Genomic DNA, 23,153 nt, shown 5'->3' with positions numbered 1-23,153 from the left:
CTGGAGGCCGGCCGCGGGGCGATGCGACACGCCGATGGTGAGCCGTCGCGGGCGATGGCGCGATCCGGCGCGCTCCCCGGGGGCGGTCCGGTGCGGTCTGCGAAAGCGGTTCCCGCGGCGTCCGTTGGCCGAATCGTCCCCCCAGATCAGGGGCGGGTTCGGCCATCTTCTGCGCGCAGCGGCACGGGACCGGCCGGGCAGGGCCCTTGGGGCCGGGGGCCGCTCGTCCGGCCTCCGGCGTGAAGTTTTTCTCGCGCGCTCGGTTTACGCACGAGGCGCCGGGGCACACGCGGCTGCGACGATCCGGCCGCTGCCTCGTGCGCGCGAGAGGACGGCTGAAGTTGCCGGATGATGACGCAAATGCACCACCAGAGTACTCTGCGTTCAACTTCAGGGGGTTGCTTACGCGTGACTCACCGTGAAGACTGTGGCCGAGTTCCATCGAAACGAAGGTGCCACGGAGTGCGCATCATGCCAATCGTGGGGCGGCATGCACGGCGACTGCGTATTCTCACACCTCGATTCGGACTGGCGGAGCTGTCGGCTCCGCGGACCGTTCACGACACCGGGAGGGTCCCGCGCGGTCACCGCGCGGGAGGAATCGCCGAGGGGATGGGTTATGTCGGATTGGTGCGCCGCACGGCAGTGTGCGCTGAGGAGCCGCGGCCGGCCCTACGGCCGTCGGGTCCTGCCCCGCATGTGTTGAGGGCGGCGCACACGACGAGGGTCAGGTACACGGGGCGAGTTCCGCTTGTGCCCGGTGTCCCCGGCCCGATCCGGCACCAGACCGGCGGCACCTGACCGCCAAGCCCCGCACGAGGAAGCACCACGGGTCACGCGTACCCTCCGCCCGGACGTCCCGGCAGCGGTGGTGCAGTCGTGCCCGGACCGCCCGCGGCCCCGGCCGTCGCCGGCCCGCGGCATCCCCCTGCCCCGGCAACTCCTCCGTGCCCGCACGCGCCAGCAAGGAGAAAAGGTGATCAGCAGCCAACCGACGGGTGAACGGGCCCTGTTGGAGGAGTTACCCGACCGCTGGCGGAACTTACGCGAGGCCGGGCCGGTACGGTACGACGAGACCCAGGGCGTCTGGCAGGTGCTCGACCACGAGACCGCCGCGACCGTGCTCTCCGACCCGGCGACGTACTCCTCGGACCTCTCCGCCCTCGCCCCCACCCAGTCCGACTTCGAGACCTTCCGGCAGGGCAACTTCGTCGGCATGGACCCGCCGGAACACCGCAAGCTCCGCACGCTGGTGAGCCAGGCGTTCACCCCGCGTGTCGTGCACGGTCTGGAACCCCGCATCGAGGCCGTGTGCGCCCGGCTGCTGGACGCCGTCGCCGACCGGGACCGGTTCGACCTCGTCGACGCGCTGGCCTATCCGCTGCCGATCATCGTCATCGCCGAACTGCTCGGCATCCCCGCCGAGGAGCACCGCCTCTTCCAGGAGTGGGCGAGCGTGCTCTTCGGCGGCGACCAGCTCGGCGAGGCGCCCGACATGGCCGACCTGGAACGGGCGCTGGAGGCCATCGCCCCCACCGTGCGCGAGATGAACGGCTACATGCTGGAGCACATCCGCGCCCGCCGTGCCGCTCCCGGCGACGACCTGACCAGCAGGCTCATCGCCGCCGAGGTGGACGGAGTCCGCCTCGCCGACCAGGAGATGGTCGGCTTCGTCGCCCTCCTGCTGGTCGCCGGTCACATCACCACCACCGCGCTGCTGGGCAACGCCCTCGTCACCTTCGACCGGCACCCCGGCACGGACGCCGCGCTGCGCGCCGACCCCGCGCGTATCCCGTCCGCCGTCGAGGAGGTGCTGCGCTGGCTGCCGCCCTTCCCGGAGCTGGGCCGCAGGGTCACCCGGCCCGTGGTCCTCGGCGGTCACGACATCCCGGCGGACAGCCTGCTGATGGTGCACCTGGGTGCCGCCAACCGCGATCCCGCGCACTTCGACACGCCCGACCTCTTCGATGTGACGCGCCGGCCCAACCCCCACCTGACCTTCGGACACGGCATCCACTTCTGCTTCGGCGCGCCGCTGGCCCGACTGGAGGCCCGGATCGCGCTGGGCATGCTGAATAAACGATTCCGCAGCCTGGCGATCCCCTCGTACCAGGACGTGGCCTACCAGAACCCGGCCGTCATCATCGGCGTACGGCACCTGCCCGTCGAGGTCGCCAGACCATAGGCCCGGGCGCGACGCGCCCCCGGCCGGCCCCGCACTCCGCTCGTCCACGGGCCGGACCGGCACACCCGCACATGAGACCCACCAACGGGAGTCCCCTTCTCATGCCGTACACCACCCCCGCCGCTCCGGCCGCCTCCCGGACGCCTTCCCTGGTGCGCCGGGACCTCCAGGACCGCCTCGACGCCCTCGCCCGGACCCACAGGGTGCCCGGCGCCCAATTCGTCGTGGACACCGGCACCGACGTCATCGCCCTGCACACCGGTACGGCCGACGTCACGGCCGGCACCCCCTTCACCGACGACACCGCGGTCCCGCTGGGATCGCTGACGAAGCCCTACACCGCCGCGCTGGTCATGCTCCTGGCCGACGACGGCGACGTCGACCTCGACGAACCGGCCGCCGCGCACCTCCCGGAGCTGGGGGACTTACCGGAGGTGACCATACGTCACCTGCTCAGCCACACCGGCGGCCTGCCCACCGGGCCCGACTCGGACACCGCCGCCGCGACCACCGCGACCCGCTACCTCGCGACCGTCTGCACCGCCCGTGACGCGCTGTTCGCGCCGGGCACCGACTTCTCCTACTCCAACGCCGGCTACGTCGCCGCCGGCCGGCTGGTGGAGACCGTCACCGGCATGACGTGGTCGGAGGCGGTCCGGGCGCTGCTGCTCCAACCCCTGGGCGTGGTACCCGCCTTCGTCACGGACACCGCCCCGGCCCGCCCCGTGGCCGCCGGACACGCCGTCAACACCGCGACCGGGCAGGCCCGTCCGGCCCGGCAGAACCTCGCGCCACTGGAGGCACCGGCCGGGGCGCTGCTCGCCGGCGCACTGGACCTGACCGCGTTCGGCAACGCGCTGATCGGCCGCTCCGACCTGCTGCCGCCCGCCGTCGCCAAGGAGATGCGACGCGCCGAGCCCGCCGCCCGCCCCGGCGCCCTGGCCGACGGCTGGGGCGCCGGACTCGCCCTCTACCAGCGGGACGGCCACGTGTGGTACGGCCACGACGGCAACGCCCAGGGCACGTCCTGCCACCTGCGCGCCGACCCGGAGAGCGGGGTGGTGGTCGCCTTCACGGGCAACGCCGGCGGCGCCACCGCGCTCTGGCACGCACTCGCCGACGAAACGGCCCTGCTCACCGGCATACCCGTGCCCGCCGGCGCACGGCCCACCGGCCGGGGCCGGCCGGTCGCCCTGCCCGACTGCGTGGGCACCTACCGCAACGGCACCACGACGTACCTGGTCACGCCCGGCCCGGACGGCGCGCCGGCGCTGTCCGTGGACGGCGATGTGCCCATTCCGCTGCGCTGCTACGCCGACCTGTCGTGCGACCTGCTCGACCCGGCCACGGGGCGGCCCGAACCCGGGGGACGCTTCCACCGCGATCCGGCCACCGGGAGGATCGAGCGCGTGCAGATCTCCGGACGCATGGCCCGCCGCACCGACGACGGCTGAACGACGGTCACGGCGGTTCCGGCCCGCACCGGAGGGCGGGCGCGGTCACGGGTGCGGGCAGGGGTTCCGCTCCGGGGGCGGGCTCGGGTTCCGGTTCCGATTCGGGTTCTGACTCCGGCCCGGTACTGGTCCGGTTCTGGTGCGGTTCTGGTCTGGTTCCGGTTCGGTCCGGGGCCGGTCCGCTCCGGTGCCGGTGCCGGGTGGGCCCGGGTCTGCCCGGGTCCGGTCTCCGGTCCGGGGTCGGCTCGCTCCAGACCCTGCCCGATTCCCTGGCCGGTGGCTCGAGTCACCGGCCTGCCGGGCGGTCCGGCGGCCGGCCCGGTCCGGTCGCCGGCCGGACCGCCGCGGGGGCCGCCCCGTGCCCGCGCCGCCCAGCCGCCCCGGTCCCGTTCCGCCGCGACTCCGCACCGCCCCACCTCGCCGCCGCCCCACCTCGGCACCGCCGCATCCCGGCACCGCCGCACCGCCACGCAACACCCGCTGTGCCACCCCGCTTTGGCGTACCGCCCCCACGGTCAGGCCGCCGCCCGCCCGCGTCGCACCGTTCCGCTCTCCGAAGGACTTCACCCATGACGGACCTGCACGACAAGCCCGCACCGGCGTCCTCCCTGCCGCACACCGGCCCCGCCGCCGGCGCGCCGGAGAGCGCCGCGGCCCCGGCGTACCCGACGCTCGGCGAGCTGTTCACCGCCTGGGTGGCGCGTACCCCGGACGCACCGGCTCTCACCGACGGCAGGCGGACCTGGAGCTACCGTGAACTGGCCGACCGCGCCGACCGGCTGGCCGCACACCTGGTGCGGCGGGGAGCGGGGCCCGAGCAGGTGGTCGCCCTGGTCCTGCCGCGTTCCATGGAGCTGATAGCGGCGGAACTGGCCGTGGCCCGGGCGGGCGCCGCCTTCCTGCCCGTGGACCCCGCCTACCCCGCCGAGCGACGTGCGCTGATGCTCGACGACGCCGCGCCCGCCGTCATCCTGGACGATCCGCTCCGGCTCGGCGAACTGCTGGGCGCGGAGGCCGGCGCGGAGGAGGAGGCGGGGCCGGGGGACGGGGCCGTGGCCGACGCCGACCACGCGGCCTACGTCATCTACACCTCCGGTTCCACCGGCACGCCCAAGGGCGTCGCGGTCACCCACCGCGGCATCGGCGGCTTCACCGCGGCCGCCGCCGAGCGGTACGCCGTCGGGCCCGGCGACCGGGTCCTGCAGTTCTCCTCGCCCAGCTTCGACGCCTCCGTCCTGGAGCTGTTCGTCTCCGTGCTCGCCGGCGCCACGCTCGTCGTACCACCGCACGGCCCCTGGCTGGGCGACGAGCTCGCCGCGGTCCTGGACGAGCACCGCATCACCCACGCCCTGATCCCGCCCGCCGCACTGGCCACCCTGCCCGATCCGGCAGACGGCACCGGGCGCCACCTGCGTACGCTCATCGTCGGCGCCGAGGCGTGCCCGGCCGGGATGGTCGACCGCTGGGCACCCGGCCGCCGCATGATCAACTCCTACGGCCCGACCGAGACCACCATCGTCGCCACCTGGACCGGGCCGCTCACCGCCGGCCGGGGCACCCCGACGATCGGTGACGCCCTGCCGCACACCCGGGTGTACGTCCTCGACTCCGCGATGCGGCCGGTGCCGCCCGGCGCGGACGGCGAGCTGTTCGTGGGCGGCGACGCGGTGGCCCGCGGCTACCTCGGGCGCCCGGGGCTGACCGCCGCGCGCTTCGTCGCCGACCCCTTCGGTCCGCCCGGGGGCCGCCTGTACCGCACCGGGGACCGGGTGCGCCGGACCGCCGACGGGGAGCTGGAGTTCCTGGGCCGGCTGGACCGGCAGGTGAAGATCCGAGGCTTCCGCATCGAACCGGGGGAGACGGAGGCGGCCCTGCGCCGGGCCGGGGCCGGGGCCGTCGGCGAGGCCGTGGTCGTGGTGCGCGAGGACGAACCGGGCCACCAGCGCCTCGTCGCCTACGTCACCCCGTCCGGACAGACCCCGGCCACCGCCACACCGCCCGGCGAGGTGCGGTCCGCCTCCGCGCAGCCCACCGCCCCGCCGGCCCCCGCCCCCACCCCTCCTGCGCCCCTCGACCCCGTCGCCCTCCGTGCCGCCGTGGCCAGGCTGCTTCCCGCTCACCTGGTGCCGTCCGCCGTCGTGGTGCTGGACCGGATGCCGCTCACCGCGCAGCACAAGATCGACCGGCGGGCCCTGCCCGCGCCCGAGCGCGCGGTCGTGTCCGGGCGGGTGGCGCCGCGGTCGGCACAGGAGCGGGCGCTCGCCGCGATCTGGGCGGACGTCCTGGGTGTCGACGCGGTCGGTGTGACGGACGACTTCTTCGACCTGGGCGGTGAGTCGATCCTCGCCGCCCGTGCCCTGTCCCGGATCCGGGAGGAGCTGGGCGTACGGCTGACCGTGCGGGACGTGTTCACCGCGCGCACGATCGCCGCCCTGGCCCCGCTGCTCGGCGACCCGTCGGCCGCCGCACCCCCCGAGCCGATCCCGCCCGCCCCCCGCGCGGACACCCTCCCGCTGTCCAGCGCCCAGCGGCGCCTGTGGTACCTGGACGACCTCACCGCGGGCGGCACCGAGTACAACACCGGTGTCTCCCTGCGGCTGCGCGGCGCCCTGGACCCGGAGGCGCTGCGCCGCTCCCTGCACCGGCTCGCGGCCCGGCACGCCTCCCTGCGCACCACCTTCACCACGGCCGACGGCCAGGGCGCGCAGCGTGTCGCGGCGCGGCCGGACCTGCCGCTGCGGACGGCCGACCTCACCGCCGTACCCGACACGCGCCGCGCCGAGGCCGCCGAGGCGCTGCTCACCGAGGAGCTCGGCCGCCCGTTCGACCTGGCGGCCGGCCCGCTCACCCGGGCGCTGCTCGTCCGGCTCGCCGCCGAGGACCACCTGCTGCTCCTGGCCCAGCACCACATCGTCACCGACGGCTGGTCGGTGGGCATCCTCACCCGCGAACTCGCCGCCCTGTACCACGCGGAGACCACGGGCGAGCCCGACGGCCTCCCGCAAACCGTCGTGCAGTACCCGGACTTCGCGGTCTGGGAGCGGCGGCAGCGGGCCGGTGCCGCCGACACCGCCGACCTGGCCTACTGGAAACGCCACCTGACCGGCCTCCAGCAGCTGGAGCTGCCCACCGACCGGCCGCGGCCCGCCGTGCGCACCACCGCCGGAGCCGCCCACCGGCACACCCTGCCCGCGGACCTGGTGACGCGGCTGCGGCAGCTGGCCGCGGGGCGCGGCACCACGCTGTTCACCCTGTTCGCGGGGGCCTCCGCGCTGCTCTTCGCCCGCTACTCGGGACAGCGGGACATCGCCTTCGGCACGGTCACCAACGGGCGCGGCCGGCGGGACCTGGAGGACGTGCCCGGTTTCTTCGCCAACACCGTGGTGCTGCGCACCGACGTGGACGAGCGGGCGACCGTGGACCGGTTCGTGGAGCGCATGCGGACCACGGTGCTGGACGCCTTCGCCCACGACGGGGTGCCCTTCGACCGGGTGGTGGAGGAACTCGCCCCGCCGCGCGACCCGAGCCGCACCCCGCTGGTGCAGGCACTCGTCGTCCAGCAGTCCGCCCTCCCCGTGCCGCCGCTCTCCGGCGGCCTGCGCTGCGCGGAGCACCCGCTGCCCCGCCCGGCCGCCCGCTTCGACCTGGTCCTGGAGTTCACCCCGGAAGCGGACGGCGGCTGCCTGCTGACCGCCGAGTTCAACACCGACCTGTTCGAGGCCGCGACCGTGGCCCGCCTCACCGGACACCTGCACCGCCTGCTGACGGCCATGGCGGACGGCCCGGGCCGCACCCTGGCCGAACTGCCCATGCTCTCGGCCGGCGAACAGCGCACGCTGGTGGACGACTGGAACCCGCCCGCGCGACCCCACCGGGACACCGGACACCGCACCCTGCCCGGGCTGCTGCGCGCCCAGGTCGACCGGACCCCCGGCCAGACCGCCGTCGTCTGCGGCCCGGTCCGGCTGGACTACGCCGAGGTCGACCGGCGCGCCAACCGGCTGGCCCGGCAGCTCGTCGCACGCGGCGCGGGCCCCGAGACCCTGGTCGCGCTCTGCCTGCCGCGCTCCGCCGACCTCGTGCCCGTGCTGTGGGCGGTACTCAAGTCCGGCGCGGGCTACCTCCCCGTCGACCCCGCCTACCCGGGCGAGCGCGTCCGCCTCATGCTCGCCGACGCCCGGCCCGCCCTCGTCGTCGCCACCCGGGAGACCGCCTCCGCCCTGCCCCCGGACTGCGCCCCGCTGCTCCTGGAGGACTGCGCCGGCCCGGCCGTGCCCGACACGGACCTGACCGACGCCGACCGGCTCCGCCCGCTGCTGCCCGACCACCCCGCCTACGTCATCTACACCTCCGGCTCCACCGGCCGCCCCAAGGGTGTCGTGGTCACCCACCGCAGCGTCGCCGCGCTGGCCGCCTGGGCGGGGGAGCGGTTCGGCGCCGCCGAGCTCGGCCATGTCGTCGCCGCCACCTCCCTCAACTTCGACGTCTCCGTCTTCGAGCTGCTCTGCCCCCTCCTGGCGGGCGGCACCGTCGAGGTGGTCGCCGACCTGCCGGCCCTCGCCGACGGCACCGGCCCACGGCGCGCCGGGCTGCTCAGCGGCGTCCCGTCCGTCGTCTCCCGGCTCATCGCGGGCGGTACGGCACCGGTGACCGCGGACACCGTCGTCCTGGCCGGTGAGGCGCTGCCCGCGCAGACGCTGCACGAACTGCGCGCCGCCCTGCCCGGCTGCCGGATCGCCAACATCTACGGCCCCACCGAGGCCACGGTGTACGCCACCGCCTGGTTCGCCGACGACCGGCTGCCGGAGCAGGCCCCGCCCATCGGCGCACCGGTGGCGGACACCCGCGGCTACGTCCTGGACCACGCCCTGCGCCCGCAACCCGTCGGCGTCACCGGCGAGTTGTACCTCGGCGGCGCGGGCCTGGCCCGCGGCTACCTGAACCGGCCCGGACTCACCGCCACCCGGTTCGTCGCCGACCCGTACGGCGCGCCGGGGGAGCGCATGTACCGCACCGGCGACCTGGTGCGCCGCCGCGCCGACGGCCTGCTGGAGTACGTCGGACGGACCGACCAGCAGGTCAAGGTGCGCGGCTTCCGCATCGAACTGGGCGAGGTGGAGGAGGCGTTGCGCGGCCTCGCGGGCGTGGCCGAGGCGGCGGCCACCGCCACCACCGAGGACGACGGCCACCGGCGCCTGGTCGGCTACGTGGTCCCGGCCGCCGGACAGCGGGTGGAAGCCGAGGCCGTACGCCGGGAACTCGGCCGTACCCTGCCCGACTACATGGTGCCGTCGACCGTCGTCGTGCTGGACGGCCTGCCGCTCAACCCGAACGGCAAACTCGACCGCGGCCGGCTGCCCGACCCCGGCCCCGCCGTGCGCGCCGTACGGCACGTCGCGCCCCGCACCCCCACCGAACGCGCGCTCGCCGCGATCTGGGCCGAGGTGCTGCGCGCCGAACGGGTCGGCGTCGACGACAACTTCTTCGAACTCGGCGGCGACTCGATCCTCAGCATCCAGGTGGTGGCCCGCGCCCGGCAGGAGGGCCTGCCGCTCACCTCCCGGGACGTCTACCGGCACCAGACGGTCGCCGCCCTCGCCCGCTGCGCGGACGCCGCCGGCCCGCGCGAGACCGCGCCCGCACCCGAGCCGGCCACCGGCCCGGCCCCCCTGACGCCCATCCAGCACTGGCTGTTCACCACCGCCGCCGAGCGCGCCGGCCACTACGCCCAGGCGCTGTCCGTCGCGCTCCCCGACGACCTGGACCCGGCGGCGCTGGAGGACGCGCTGAACGACCTGGTCGCCCACCACGACGCCCTGCGCTCCCGTTTCACCGGCGACGGCACCGCCCCCGGGACCCGCTGGCTCGTCGACGGCCGGACACCCCGCGTCCCGCTCACCCGGCACACGGGCCCGGACCGGGACACCCCCCACTTCGGCCCCTTCGACCTCGCCCGGGGACCGCTGCTGCGGGCCGTACTGCACGACCGGGGACCCGGCCGCCCGCACGTCCTGCACCTCGCCGTCCACCACCTGGTGGTCGACGGGGTCTCCTGGCGCGTGCTGCTGGAGGACCTGGACCGCGCCTACCGGGCCCGCCGCACCGGCGCCGACGGCGCCGCCGCCCTGCCCGCGAAGTCGTCACCGCTGCGGCAGTGGGCGCGCCGGCTGGACGCCCACGCGGCCGGCGGCGGCTTCGACGACGAGCGGGAGTACTGGGCCCGGGCGGCCGGCGGCACCGAACCCGCCCTCCCCGCCGACCTGCCGGGCGGCGCCAACACCTACGCCGCCCAGCGCGAGGTCACGGTACGGCTGAGCCCCGAGGCGACCACGGCCCTGCTGCGCACCCTGCCCGACACCTACCGCACCCAGGCCAACGACGTCCTGCTCAGCGCCCTCGGACGGGCACTGTGCGCCTGGAGCGGACGGGACCGGGTGCTGGTCGACGTCGAGGGACACGGCCGCGAGGAGCTCTTCCCCGAGCTGGACATCAGCCGCACGGTCGGCTGGTTCACCACCCGGTACCCCCTCGCCCTGGCCGTCCCCGAGGACGCCGGCTGGGACGCCGTACTGAAGCAGGTCAAGGAGCAGCTGCGCGCCGTACCCCGGCACGGCCTCGGCCACGACGTGCTGCGCCGGACGGCCGGCCCGGGTGCGGCACCGCGGACCGCCAGTGCCCACATCAGCTTCAACTACCTGGGCCGGATGGGGCTGCCCGAGGACGGCGACGGCCTCTACCGGGGCACCGTACGGCCGCTGGAGCTCGACGCCGATCCGGCGGCCGAGCGCCCGCACGTCCTGGAGGTCGTCGGCCGGCTCACGGACGACCGCCTGGAGTTCACCTGGTTCTACTCGGAGCGGCTGCACCGGCGGGACACGGTCGACGGCCTGGCCCGCCGCCACGCCGACGCGCTGGAGGACCTGGCCCGGTACGCCACCCGGCCCGGAGCCGCCGGGCGCACCCCCTCCGACTTCCCGCTGGTCCCGCTCGACCAGACCGCCGTCGACCGGATCACGGGCGCGGACCCGGCGGCGGTGGCCGACGTGCTGCCGCTCACGCCCACCCAGGCGGGCATGCTCTTCCACGGCCTGTCCCAGGACGACCGCGGCGTCTACGTCCAGCAGCTGACGTTCCTCCTGGACGGCGTGCCCGACCCCGAGGCCCTCGCCGCCGCCTGGCAGCACGTCACCGACCGCAGCGAGGTGCTGCGCGGCCGGGTCGTCTGGCAGGACGTGCCCGAACCGCTGCTGGTGGTGCAGCGCCACGCGCGGGTACCGGTCACCCACCTGGACTGGCGCGACCTGCCGGACGAGGAGCACCGCGCCCGGCTGGACGACGTGCTCGCCCGTGACCGCGCGGCCGGCATCGACCTCGGGCGGGCCCCGCTCCAGCGCCTGCTGCTCGCCCGCGTCTCCGACACCGCGGTGCGCGTGGTGTGGTCCTTCCACCACCTGCTCCTGGACGGCTGGAGCCTGTTCCAGGTGCTCTCCGACGTCTTCGCCCGGCACGCCGGCGGCGGCGCCGACACCCTCCCGCACCGCCCGCCCCACCGCGACTACGTGGCCTGGCTGCGGCAGCGCGACCCGGCCCCGGCCGAACGGCACTGGCGACACCGGCTGTCCGGCCTGACCGAGGCCACCGCGCTGCCCTACGACCGGGAGCCGCGCGAGGCCCACCGCGCCGAGTCCACGCACGCGGTCCGCGTCACGCTGCCCGCGGCCGCCACCCGGGCGCTGGAGGAGCTGGCACGGACCTCCGGACTGACCCTGAACACGCTGGTACAGGGCGCCTGGGCGCTGCTGCTGGCCCGGCAGGCGGGCCGCGACGAGGTGGTCTTCGGCACCACCGTGTCCGGCCGGCCGCCCGAGCTGCCCGGCGCCGAGGCCATGACCGGCCTGTTCATCACCACCCTGCCCACCCGGGTCGCCGTCCCCGGCCACGGCACCCTGCTCGACTGGCTGCGCGCGCTCCAGCACGACCAGAGCGAGGACCGGCGCCACGACCACCTGCCGCTCACCCGGATGCGGTCGTTCACGGAACTCCCGGAGCGGGTCGGCCTGTTCGACAGCATCGTCGTCTTCGAGAACTACCCGGTGGACGACGACCTCGCCGCCGCCCACGGACTGCGCCTGAGCGGCCTTGAGGGCGTCGAGACCACCAACTACCCGCTGAGCCTGACCGCCTACCCCGGCACCGAGCTGGCGCTGCGCCTCGGCTACGACCCGGACCTGTTCGACACCGGCACCGCCGAGCGGCTGGCCGAGTACCTGACCGTCCTGCTCACCGGCATGCCCGCCGGATCCGGTCGCCCGCCCGCCCGGCTCCCGCTGCTCGCCCCGCACCGCCGCGAGCAGGTGCTGCACGCCTGGCACGGCACCGCCACCGACCTGCCCGGCACCACCGTCGCCGGCCTCTTCGCCGCACAGGTGCGCCGCACCCCCGACGCGGTGGCCCTGGAAGCCGGGGACGAGCGCCTCACCTACCGCGAACTCGACGCGCGCGCGGCCCGGCTGGCGGCCCGGCTGGCCGGGCTCGGCGTGCGGCCCGAACACCCGGTCGGCGTGCTGATGGACCGCTCCGCCCAGCTGATCGTCGTCCAGCTGGCACTCGTGCGCACCGGCGGGGTGTACGTGCCGCTGGACGGCAGGGCGCCGGCCGGGCGGCTGCGCCGGATGCTGGCCGAGGCCGGCGCCGGCCTGCTCCTCACCGACGCCGGGTGGGCGGGGACGGCCCGCGAGGTGCTGCCCGGCGACGGCGTCGTACGCGTCGACGACACCGCCGAGGCCGACGGCCCCGCGCCGGCGGCGGCCGTCCACCCCGACAACGTTCAGTACCTCATGTTCACCTCGGGCTCCACCGGCACCCCCAAGGGGGTCGCGGTGCGCCAGCGGGACGTCGTCGCGCTCGCCCTGGACCGGGCGTTCGCCGGGCACGACCGGGTCCTCGTGCACTCACCGCACGCCTTCGACGCCGCCACCTACGAGGTGTGGGTGCCGCTGCTGCGCGGCGGCACGGCCGTGCTCGCCCCGCCCGCCGACCTGGACGCCGCCCAGGTCCGGCGCGCCGTCACCGAACAGCGGGTCGGCTGCCTGTGGCTGACCGCCGGGCTGTTCCGCCTGCTGGCCCAGGAGGACCCCGGCTGCCTGCGCGGCGCCCGCGAGGTGTGGACGGGCGGCGAGGCGGTGCCGGGCGCGGTCGTGCGCCGCGTCCTGGACGCCTGCCCCGGCCTGACCGTCGTGGACGGCTACGGCCCCACCGAGACCACCACGTTCGCCACCCGCCGCCCCTTCCGCGCCGGTGACCCGCTGCCCGCCGTCCTGCCCATCGGCCGCCCGCTCGACAACACCCGCGCGTACGTCCTGGACGACGCCCTCCAGCCGCTGCCCCCGGGCATCCCCGGCGAGCTGTACATCGCCGGCGCCGGCCTCGCGCGGGGCTACGCGGGCCGGCCCGGGGCGACCGCCGCCCGCTATCTCGCCGACCCCTTCGGCCCGCCCGGCACCCGGATGTACCGCACCGGCGACATCGTGCGCTGGAGCACCGACGGCGAGCTGCACTTCGTCGGCCGCGCGGACGACCAGATCAAGATCCGCGGCTTCCGCGTGGAACCCGCCGAGATCGAGGCCCGGCTCACCGCCCACCCCGCCGTCGCCGAGGCCGTCGTCTCCCTGTACGAGGAGGCCGGACGCAAACGGCTGGCCGCGCACCTCGTACCGGCCGGCGGCACCGCGGTGCCGGACGCCGCCGAACTGCGCGCCCACCTGTCGGCCGGGCTGCCCGACTACATGCTGCCCGCCGCGTTCGTCACCGTGCCCGAGCTGCCGCTGACGGCCAACGGCAAGGTCGACCGGCGCCGGCTGCCCGCCCCCGACTGGTCGGCGGGCGGCGAGCGGACCCACCGCGCCCCGCGCACCGGCACCGAGCGGATCCTCGCCGCCATCTGGGCCGAACTGCTCGGCGTGGCACGGGTCGGCGTGGACGACAACTTCTTCATGCTGGGCGGCGACTCCATCCTCAGCATCCAGGTGGTCTCGCGCGCCCGCGCCGCCGGACTCACCCTCACCCCGCGCGACCTCTTCCGGCACCCCACGGTGGCCGAGCTGGCCGCCGCCGCCGGCGGTGCCGCGGCCGCCGTCGCCGGCACCGGACCCGTCTCCGGACCGGTGGACCTCACCCCGATCCAGCACTGGTTCCTGGACCCGCGCCCGGCCCGCGCCGGATTCTTCAACCAGTCCGTCGTCATCGAGGCGGCCGGCGCCGTCGACGAGGACGCCCTGCGCCGCGCCCTCACCGCCCTGTGGACCCACCACGACGCCCTGCGCGGCCGGTTCGCCCCGGACGGCGACGGCACCTGGCACCAGGACGTGCCCGCCGCCGACGGCCCGGTCCCCGAACTGCTCCAGGTCCACGGCCCCGGGGAGGAGGAGCGCGTCACGGCGGCGGCCCACGCCGGCCTCCGCCTCGACACGGGCCCGCTGCTGGCCGCCCGGCTGTTCACCGCCGACGGCACCCGGCCCGCCCGGCTGCTGCTCGTCGTCCACCACTTGGTCGTCGACGGCGTCTCCTGGCGGATCCTGCTGGAGGACCTGGAGACCGCCTACCGGCAGGCCGCCGCAGCGGAGCCCGTACGGCTGCCCGCCCGCACCACCTCCGTGGCGGAGTGGGCCCGCCGGCTGCGCGACCACGACCGCTTCACCCCGCACCTCGCCCACTGGGAGCGGGCCGCACGGCACTGCGCCGAACCGCTGCCGGTCGACGGCGACGGCACCGGCACCATGGCCGACGTCCGCGAGGTCACCGTCCGGCTGGACCGCGACCGCACCGACGACCTGCTGCGCCGCGTCCCCGGCGTCTACCGCACCCGCGTCGACGACGTCCTGCTCACCGCGCTCGGCCGGGTCCTCGCCGACTGGACCGGACGCGACACCGTCGCCGTCGGCCTGGAGGGACACGGCCGCGAGGACCAGCTGTTCGAGGACGTCGACCTGTCCCGCACGGTCGGCTGGTTCACCTCGCTCTTCCCGCTCGCCCTGACCGTCCCGGCCGGGGACTGGGGCACCGCCCTGAAGGCGGTCAAGGAACAGCTGCGGGCCGTACCCGGCCGCGGCCTCGGCTACGGCGTGCTGCGCCACCTCACCCGCGACCCCCGGCTCACCGGCACGCCCGCGCCCGGCATCAGCTTCAACTACCTGGGCCGCTTCGACTGGTCCGCCGGCGGCGGCGCCCTCATCGGGGCGGTGCCCGGCGGACTGGGCGGCGCCGAGGCACCCGAGGGCGAACGGCCGCACCTGCTGGACGTCGTGGCCCGGATCGAGGCCGAACGGCTGGAGATCACCTGGTACTTCAGCCCCGGACGACACCGCGAGGAGACCGTCACCGCGCTCGCCGAGGGCATGCTGCGCGCCCTGACCGACCTCGTCGCGCACTGCGCCCGGCCGGACGCGGGCGGCCGCACCCCGTCGGACTTCCCGCTGGCCCGCCTGGACCAGGCCGCCGTGGACCGCGTCGCCGGAGACGGCCGGGACGTCGCGGACGTGTACCCGCTCACCCCGATGCAGTCGGGCATGCTCTTCCACAGCCTCCTCGACCCCGACGGCCGCACCTACGTCAACCAGGTGCAGCTGGTGCTGAACGGCGTCACCGACCCGTACGCCCTCGCCGAGGCGTGGCAGCACACCGCGGACGCCAACCCGGTGCTGCGCACCCGCCTGGTGTGGCAGGAGACCCCGCAGCCGCTGCAGGTCGTCCGGCACCGGGCCACCGTGCCCGTCACGCACCACGACTGGTCCGGCCGGCCCGCCGACGACCGCGCGCGCGACCTGGACCGGCTGCTGGCCGAGGACCGGGCGGCGGGCATCGACCTGGGCGCCGCGCCCCTGATGCGGCTGATGCTGATCCGGCTGGCCGCGGACCGGGTCCGGCTCGTGTGGACCTTCCACCACGTCCTGCTCGACGGCTGGAGCGCGGCCCAGGTCTTCGACGAGGTGTGCGAGCGGTACGCCGCCCTGACCTCGGGACGCCGGCCGCGGTTGCCCGAGCGCAGGCCCTTCGCCGACTACCTGCGCTGGCTGGCCGGACGGGACACCGACCGGGCCGAGCGGTACTGGCGCGCCACCCTCGCCGGCTTCCAGGCCCCCACCGAACTGCCCCGCGACCGCCGGCCCGCCGACGCCCACCGCGCCTCCTCCTCGGGATCGGTGCGGATGACGCTCGGCCCGGACGTCTCGGCACGGCTGCGGGAGACCGCCCAGCGGGCCGGGCTGACCCTGAACACGGTCCTCCAGGGCGCGTGGGCGCTGCTGCTGTCCCGCTACGGCGGGGGAACCGACGTGGTGTTCGGTACGACCGTCTCCGGCCGCCCCGCCGAACTGCCGGGCGTCACCTCGATGGTGGGCCTGTTCATCAACACCCTGCCCACCCGGGTCCACGTCGACGGGCACCGCCCCCTGCAGGACTGGCTGCGCGAGCTCCAGGCGGCCCAGTCGGAGGCCCGGCGGCACGACTTCGTGTCACTGGCCCAGGTGCAGTCCTGGAGCGACGTACCGGGTGGCACCGGCCTGTTCGACTCCATCGTGGTCTTCGAGAACTACCCCTTCGACGAGGGCTCACTGGCCCGGCACGGCCTCACCATGGAGCAGGAACGGGACCTGGAGCCGACCAACTACCCGCTCAGCGTGGTCGTCGCCCCCGGGGACGCCCTGACCGTGAACCTGGACTACGACCCGGCCGCCTTCGACGCCACGACGGTGGAAGCGCTCGGCGCGAGCCTGCGCACCCTGCTCACCGGCATCGCCGCCGACCCGGACCGCCGGCTGGCCGACCTGCCGCTGCTCGACCCGGCCGGGGCGCGGGCGCTGGTGGACCGGTTCGGCGGGCGGGTGACCCGGCCACCGCACGGCACCCTGCCCGAGGCGTTCCGGCGGCAGGCCGCACGCACCCCGGACGCCCCCGCCGTGCGCTGCGGCGACACCTGCCTCACCTACCGGGAACTCGACGCGCGCTCCAGCCGGCTGGCCCGGCTGCTCATCGCCGCCGGTGCCGGACCCGAGCGCTTCGTCGCCCTCTGCCTGCCGCGCACCGCCGACCTGATCACGGCGCTCCTCGCGGTGCTGAAGAGCGGTGCCGGCTACCTGCCGGTCGACCCCCAGTACCCGGCCGAGCGCGTCGCGTTCCTCTTCGAGGACGTACGGCCCGACGCCGTGATCACCGCCGCCGAGACCGCCGGGCGGCTGCCCGAGGGCCCGTACACCAGGATCCTGCTGGACGAGGACCCCGGCGCCGGTCTGCCGGACGCGCCCGTCGCCGACACCGAACGGTCCGGCCCCCTGCTGCCCGGCCACCCGGCCTACGTCATCCACACGTCCGGCTCCACCGGCCGCCCCAAGGGCGTGGTCGTCAGCCACGCCTCCGTGCTGGCCCTCACCGACTGGGCGGCGGCCGAGTTCACCGGCCGGGGCCTGGAACACGTCGTCGCGTCCACCTCGCTCAACTTCGACGTGTCGGTCTTCGAGATCTTCTCGCCGCTGCTGTCCGGCGGCTGCGTGGAACTCGTCCGCGACCTGCTGGCGCTCGCCGAACGCCCCGGCCCCTGGCGGGCCGGACTGCTCAGCGCGGTGCCCTCGGCCCTGGACCGGCTGCTCGCCGAGGACGCCGTGCGGATCACCGCCGACACCGTCGTCCTCGCGGGGGAGGGGCTGCCCGCCAGGACCGTGCGCCAGGTCCGCGCGGCCGTCCCCGGCTGCCGGGTGCACAACATCTACGGCCCCACCGAGGCCACCGTCTACGCCACCGCCTTCACCTGCGACCCGGCCGACCCCGACCGCGACCCGCCGATCGGCCGCCCGCTCGGCGGTGCCCGCGCCTACGTCCTGGACGAGCGGATGCGCCCGGTGCCGGCCGGCGCACCCGGCGAGCTGTTCCTCGCCGGAACCGGTGTCGCCCGCGGCTACCTGCGCCGGCCCGGCCTGACCGCCGCCCGCTTCCTGCCCGACCCGTTCGGCCCGCCCGGCAGCCGGATGTACCGCACCGGCGACCTGGTCCGCTGGACGGCCGACGGCGACCTCGTCTACCTCGGGCGCGGTGACGACCAGGTGAAGGTGCGCGGCTTCCGCATCGAACTCGGTGAGGTGGAGGCCGCACTCGCCCGCCACCCGGCCGTGGCCGCGGCAGCGGCCCGGGTGGTCGAGCAGTCCGGCCACCGCCGCCTGATCGGCTACGTCGTCCCCCGGACGGGCGGCGCGCCGGAGCCGGCCGGTGGGGCGACGCACGGTGCCGCCGACGCGCCGGGGTCCGCCGGCGGCGCGGCGGCCCGTGCGAGCGGTCCCGTGGAGTCCGCCGGCCGGGAGGTGTCCCGCCCGGCCGGTTTCCCGGACCCCGCCGAACTGCGCGCCTTCCTCGCCCGCAGTCTCCCCGACCACCTGGTCCCCGCCGTCGTCGTCCCGCTGGAGCGGCTGCCGCTCGGTGCCACCGGCAAGCTCGACCGGCGGGCGCTGCCCGCGCCGCGGTGGGCCGCCCAGGCCGCCGGGGAGACGGGCCGGCCGCCGCGCACCGAGGCGGAGCAGACCCTCGCGGACATCTGGCGCGAGGTGCTGGGCGTGCCCGAAGTCGGCGCCGACGACAACTACTTCACCCTCGGCGGCGACTCCATCCTCGGCATCCAGATCGTCTCGGCCGCCCGCCGGGCCGGTCTCGCGCTGACCCCCCGCCACCTGTTCACCCACCAGACCCTCGCCGAACTGGCCGCCGCCGCCGAGCGGTTGCCGGACCCGGCCGTCACGGCCGAGCAGGGCCCGGTGACCGGCGACACCCCGCTCACCCCCGTCCAGCACTGGCTGCTCGACACCCTCGCCGGCGACCCCGCCCACTTCAGCCAGACGGTCGCCTTCGACCTGGCCGCCGACCCCGACGAGACGCTGCTGCGGGCCGCGCTGGCCGCCGTACTGGAGCACCACGACGCGCTGCGGCTGCGCTTCGAACGGGCCGCCGACGGGCGGTGGCGGCAGTACGGCACCGCGCCCGGCGCCGACGACCCGCACCTGGAGGTGCACCACCGGGCGGCTCCCGGCGAGGTGGCCGGCGCCCTCGCCGCCGGGTTCGACCTGGCCGCCGGGCCGCTGCTGCGGGCCGCGCTGTGCCGGCCGGGCGACGGCGGCCGGCCCGTCCTGCTGCTCGCCGCCCACCACCTCGTCGTGGACGCCGTGTCCTGGCGGCTGATCCTGGAGGATCTGGACACCGCCTACCGCGCCCTGCGGGACGGCGAGCGGCCGGCCCTCGCACCCAAGAGCACCTCCTTCCGGGCCTGGGCCCGGCGGCTCGCCGCACACACCGAGGCCGGCGGCTTCGACACCGAACTCGCGTACTGGCGGGCCCTGGACGCCGGCACCGCGCTGCCCGCCGACGACCCCGCGGGCGGCAACACGGTCGCCGACGAGGAGAGCCTGGACGCCGGACTCGACGCCGAGGAGACCCGCCGCCTGCTCCAGGACGTCCCGGACGTGTACCGCACCCGGGTCAACGACGTCCTGCTGTGCGCGCTCGGCCGGGTGCTGGCCCGCTGGACCGGCCGCGACCGGGTGGCCGTGACCCTGGAGGGCCACGGCCGCGAGGACCTGTTCGACGGCACCGACCTCGCCCGCACCGTCGGCTGGTTCACCACCGTCCACCCCGTCGCCCTGGACGTCCCCCGGGACGCGGACACCGGCACCGTGCTGAAGACCGTCAAGGAGAACCTGCGGGCCGTACCGTACGGCGGCCTCGGTTACGGCGCGCTGCGCCACCTGCACCCCACGGCCGGAGCCGATCTGCCCGCGCTGCCGCAGATCAGCTTCAACTACCTGGGCCGCCAGGAGTGGGCCACCACCCCGGGCGGACTGCTGCACGCGCCGCACGGCGGCCTCGCCGGCGGCATGGACCGCTCGGCGGACCGGCCCTACCTCCTCGACGTCCTCGGCCGGGTGACCGACGGCAGGCTGGAGTTCACCTGGTCGTACTCCCGCGAGGTGCACCGCAGGGAGACCGTCGCCCGGCTGGCCGCCGAGCTCACCGACGAACTCCGCGCGATCGTCCGGCACTGCGCCGAGCCCGGCGCCGGCGGCCGCACCCCCTCCGACTTCCCGCTCGCACCGCTGGACCAGGCGGCCGTCGACCGGCTCGTCGGCGCCGCGGCGGACGTGACCGACGTGTACCCGCTCACCCCCACCCAGACCGGCATGGTGATGCACGGCCTGGACGAGGCCGCACACGGTCTGTACGTCGAGCAGATCACCTTCGTGGCGGACGGCGCCCGCGACCTGCGGACGCTGGCCGACGCCTGGCGGCACGTCGTCGCCCGCACCCCGGTGCTGCGCACGTCCGTCGCCCTGCACGGCGTACCCGTGCCGCTGCAGGTCGTCCACCGGGACGCGACCCCGCCGGTCACCGAGTTCGACTGGAGCGGGATGCCAGCGGACCGGCACGCCGCCGAGCTGGAACGGCTGCTCGCCGGCGAACGCGACCGGGGCATCGCCCTGGACCGGGCCCCGCTGCTGCGGCTCGCGCTGGTCCGGCTCGGCCCGGACGCCGTCCGCGTGGTGTGGACCTTCCACCACGTCCTGCTGGACGGCTGGAGCGTCTTCCACGTCCTGTCCGACGTCATGGCCGCGCACGCCGCACTCACCCGCGGCGAGCCGCCCCGGCTGCCCGAGCGCAGGCCGTTCGCGGACTACGCCGCCTGGCTGGCCACCCGTGACACCGGCCCCGCCCGGGAGCACTGGAGCACGCGACTGGCCGGCCTGGACACCCCCACCCCGCTGCCCTACGACCGCAGGCCCGCCCCGGGCACCACGTCCCGCTCCGGCACCTGGCTGTCACAGCGGCTCGACGGCGAGCGGACACACCGGCTCCAGGAGTTCGCCCGCCGCCACCGCCTCACCCTCAACACCCTGGTGCAGGGCGCCTGGGCGCTGCTGCTCGCGCGGTGGAGCGGGGAGCGGGAGGTGTGCTTCGGCACCACCGTCTCCGGACGGCCCGCCGATCTGCCCGGCGCCGACACCATCACCGGCCTGTTCATCACCACGCTGCCCGCCCGGACCGCCGTCGACGGCACGGCCGGCTGCGCCGCCTGGCTGCGGGCGATGCAGGAGGACCGGGCCGAGGACCGCCGCCACGACCACCTGCCGCTCAACACGCTGCACGGCCTCACGCGGCTCCCGGTCGGCACCCCGCTCTTCGACAGCCTGGTGGTCTTCGAGAACTACCCGGTCGGCGACGCGACCGCGGGCGCGCACGGGCTCGCCCTGCGGGACCTGGACGCCCGGGAGGCCACCAACTACCCGCTCACCGTGGTCGTCTCGCCCGGCGACCGGCTGGCCGTCGAACTCGGCTACGACCCGCGGTACTTCGACCCGGCCACCGCCGCCTCCCTGGCCGGGCAGCTGCTGCACACCCTGGACGCCCTGGCCGCCTCGGACGGCACCGCCCGCCTGGACGACCTCGACCTCCTGCCGCCCGCGCAGCGCGAGCGGCTGCTGCACGGCCCGGCCCGCCCCGAGCTCGCCCCGGTGCCCGCCGCCACCCTGCCCGCCCTCGTCGAGGCCGCCGTCGACCGGTGGCCGGCCGCCCCCGCGCTGGAGGCGGACGGTATCCGGCTGACCTTCGCGGAGGCCGAGGACCGGGCCAACCGGCTTGCGCACCGGCTCATCGCCCGCGGCGCGGGGCCCGGCACCCTCGTGGCGCTGCTGCTGTCCCGCTCGGCGGACATGGTGCTGGCACAGCTGGCGGTGGCGAAGGCGGGCGCCGCGTTCCTGCCCGTCGACCCCGCCTACCCCGAGGAGCGGATCGCCCTGATGCTGCGCGACGCGGCCCCCGCCCTCACCCTCGACGCCAAGGAGATCGCCGGACTGCTCGCCGACCCGGCCGACGACGTCCCCGGGCACCGGCCCACCGACGCCGACCGCGCCCGCCCGCTCGACCTGGACGACCCGGCCTACGTCATCTACACCTCCGGCTCCACCGGCACCCCCAAGGGCGTCGTCGTCACCCACCGCGGGCTCGCCGCGTTCTCCGCCGCCGAGGCCGCCCACTACCGGGTGGCCCCGGGGGACCGGGTGCTGGCCTTCGCCACGCCCAGCTTCGACGCCTCCGTGCTGGAGCTGTGCATGTCCCTGCCGCACGGCGCCCGACTGGTCGTACCCCGGCCCGGACCGCTGCTCGGCGCCGAACTGGCCGACGTCCTGCGGGCCGAGCGCATCACGCACACCCTGCTGCCGCCGGCCGCGCTGGCCACCCTGCCGCCGGACACCCCCGGCACGCTGCCGGACCTCAGGACGCTCGTCGTCGGCGCCGACGCGTGCGGTGCCGACCTCGTCGCCCGCTGGGCCCCGCACCACCGCATGGTCAACTCCTACGGTCCCACCGAGGCCACCGTCGTCGCCACCTGGTCCGCGCCGCTGACGGCGGACGGCGCCGCACCGCCCATCGGCCGCCCGCTGCCCGCCACCGGCGCCTACGTCCTGGACGCCCGGCTGCGGCCGGTCCCCGACGGCGTCCCCGGCGAACTGTGGCTCACCGGACCGGCGCTGGCCCGCGGCTACCTCGGCCGGCCGGGGCTGACCGCGGCCCGGTTCGTCGCCGACCCGTTCGGGCCGCCCGGCACCCGGATGTACCGCACCGGCGACCTGGTACGCCGCGACGCCGCGGGCGAACTGCACTACCTGGGCCGCACCGACCACCAGCTCAAGCTGCGCGGCCACCGCATCGAGGCGGGCGAGGTCGAGGCGACGCTCGTACGCCACCCCGGCGTGCTGGACGCCGTGGTGACCGTACGCGAGGACGAACCGGGCCGTCCGCGGCTGGTCGCGCACCTGCTCACGGCGCCCGGTGCCGAACCGCCCACCGCCACCGAACTGCGGGCGCTGGCCGCCCGCTTCCTGCCCGGCCCGATGGTGCCCTCGGCGTTCGTCGTGCTCGACCGTTTCCCGCTCACCGAGAACGGCAAGACCGACCGATCCGCCCTGCCCGCCCCGGCGCCGGCCGAGGAGCCGGCCCGGCCCGGGTACGTGGCCCCCCGCACGCCCACCGAGGAGGCGCTGGCGGCGGTCTGGGAGGAGACCCTGGAGACGGCCGTGGGCGCCGAGGACGACTACTTCCTGCTCGGCGGCGACTCCATGCGCGCCCTGCTCATCGCCTCCCGCGCCAACGACGCGTTCGGCGTCACGCTCACCCCCCGCGACGTCCTGGTCTCCCGCACCGTCGCCGCCCTGGCGGAACTGGTCGAGGAGCAGGTGCTGAGCGAACTGGAGGACGCCGCGTACGGCGACGCCGACGACGGCTCCACCGTGCCCGGTGGCCACGGCCACGAAGACGCCGCGTACAGCGCACGGGACCAAGACGCCGCGTACAGCGCACAGGACCAAGACGCCGCGTACAGCGCACGGGACCAAGACGCCGCGTACAGCGCACGGGACCAAGACGCCGCGTACAGCGCACGGGACCAAGACGCCGCGTCCGGCGGCCACGACCACGAACGGTGAGGATCC

The 23,153-nt window shown here is 76.1% G+C and carries 3 protein-coding genes; all 3 read left to right on the top strand.

Annotated features, from left to right (window positions below; all coding sequences use genetic code 11):
* Nucleotides 1–976: 976 nt before the first annotated feature.
* Nucleotides 977–2,185, top strand: coding sequence for a cytochrome P450 (locus ABZ576_RS09300; protein ID WP_360737896.1), 1,209 nt, complete (start codon nt 977–979; stop codon nt 2,183–2,185).
* A gap of 101 nt (nt 2,186–2,286) precedes the next feature.
* A complete protein-coding gene (locus ABZ576_RS09295) occupies nt 2,287–3,639 on the top strand; it encodes a serine hydrolase domain-containing protein (RefSeq protein ID WP_360737894.1) in 1,353 nt (450 codons plus the stop codon).
* 569 nt (nt 3,640–4,208) lie between these two features.
* Entirely contained in the window at nt 4,209–23,147 is an 18,939-nt protein-coding gene (locus ABZ576_RS09290) for a non-ribosomal peptide synthase/polyketide synthase (RefSeq protein ID WP_360737891.1), read from the top strand.
* Nucleotides 23,148–23,153 lie beyond the last annotated feature (6 nt).

Origin of the sequence: Streptomyces sp. NPDC013455, assembly GCF_040632975.1 — a bacterium.
Taxonomy (GTDB): domain Bacteria; phylum Actinomycetota; class Actinomycetes; order Streptomycetales; family Streptomycetaceae; genus Streptomyces.
The sequence above is the reverse complement of the archived record's forward strand: the minus strand, read 5'-3'. Positions and strand labels throughout refer to the sequence as shown.

What these genes read in the sequence shown, in the direction of transcription:
- ABZ576_RS09295 (WP_360737894.1), top strand. Translation starts at nt 2,287, where the DNA reads ATGCCGTACACCACCCCCGCCGCTCCGGCCGCCTCCCGGACGCCTTCC.
- ABZ576_RS09290 (WP_360737891.1), top strand. Translation starts at nt 4,209, where the DNA reads ATGACGGACCTGCACGACAAGCCCGCACCGGCGTCCTCCCTGCCGCAC.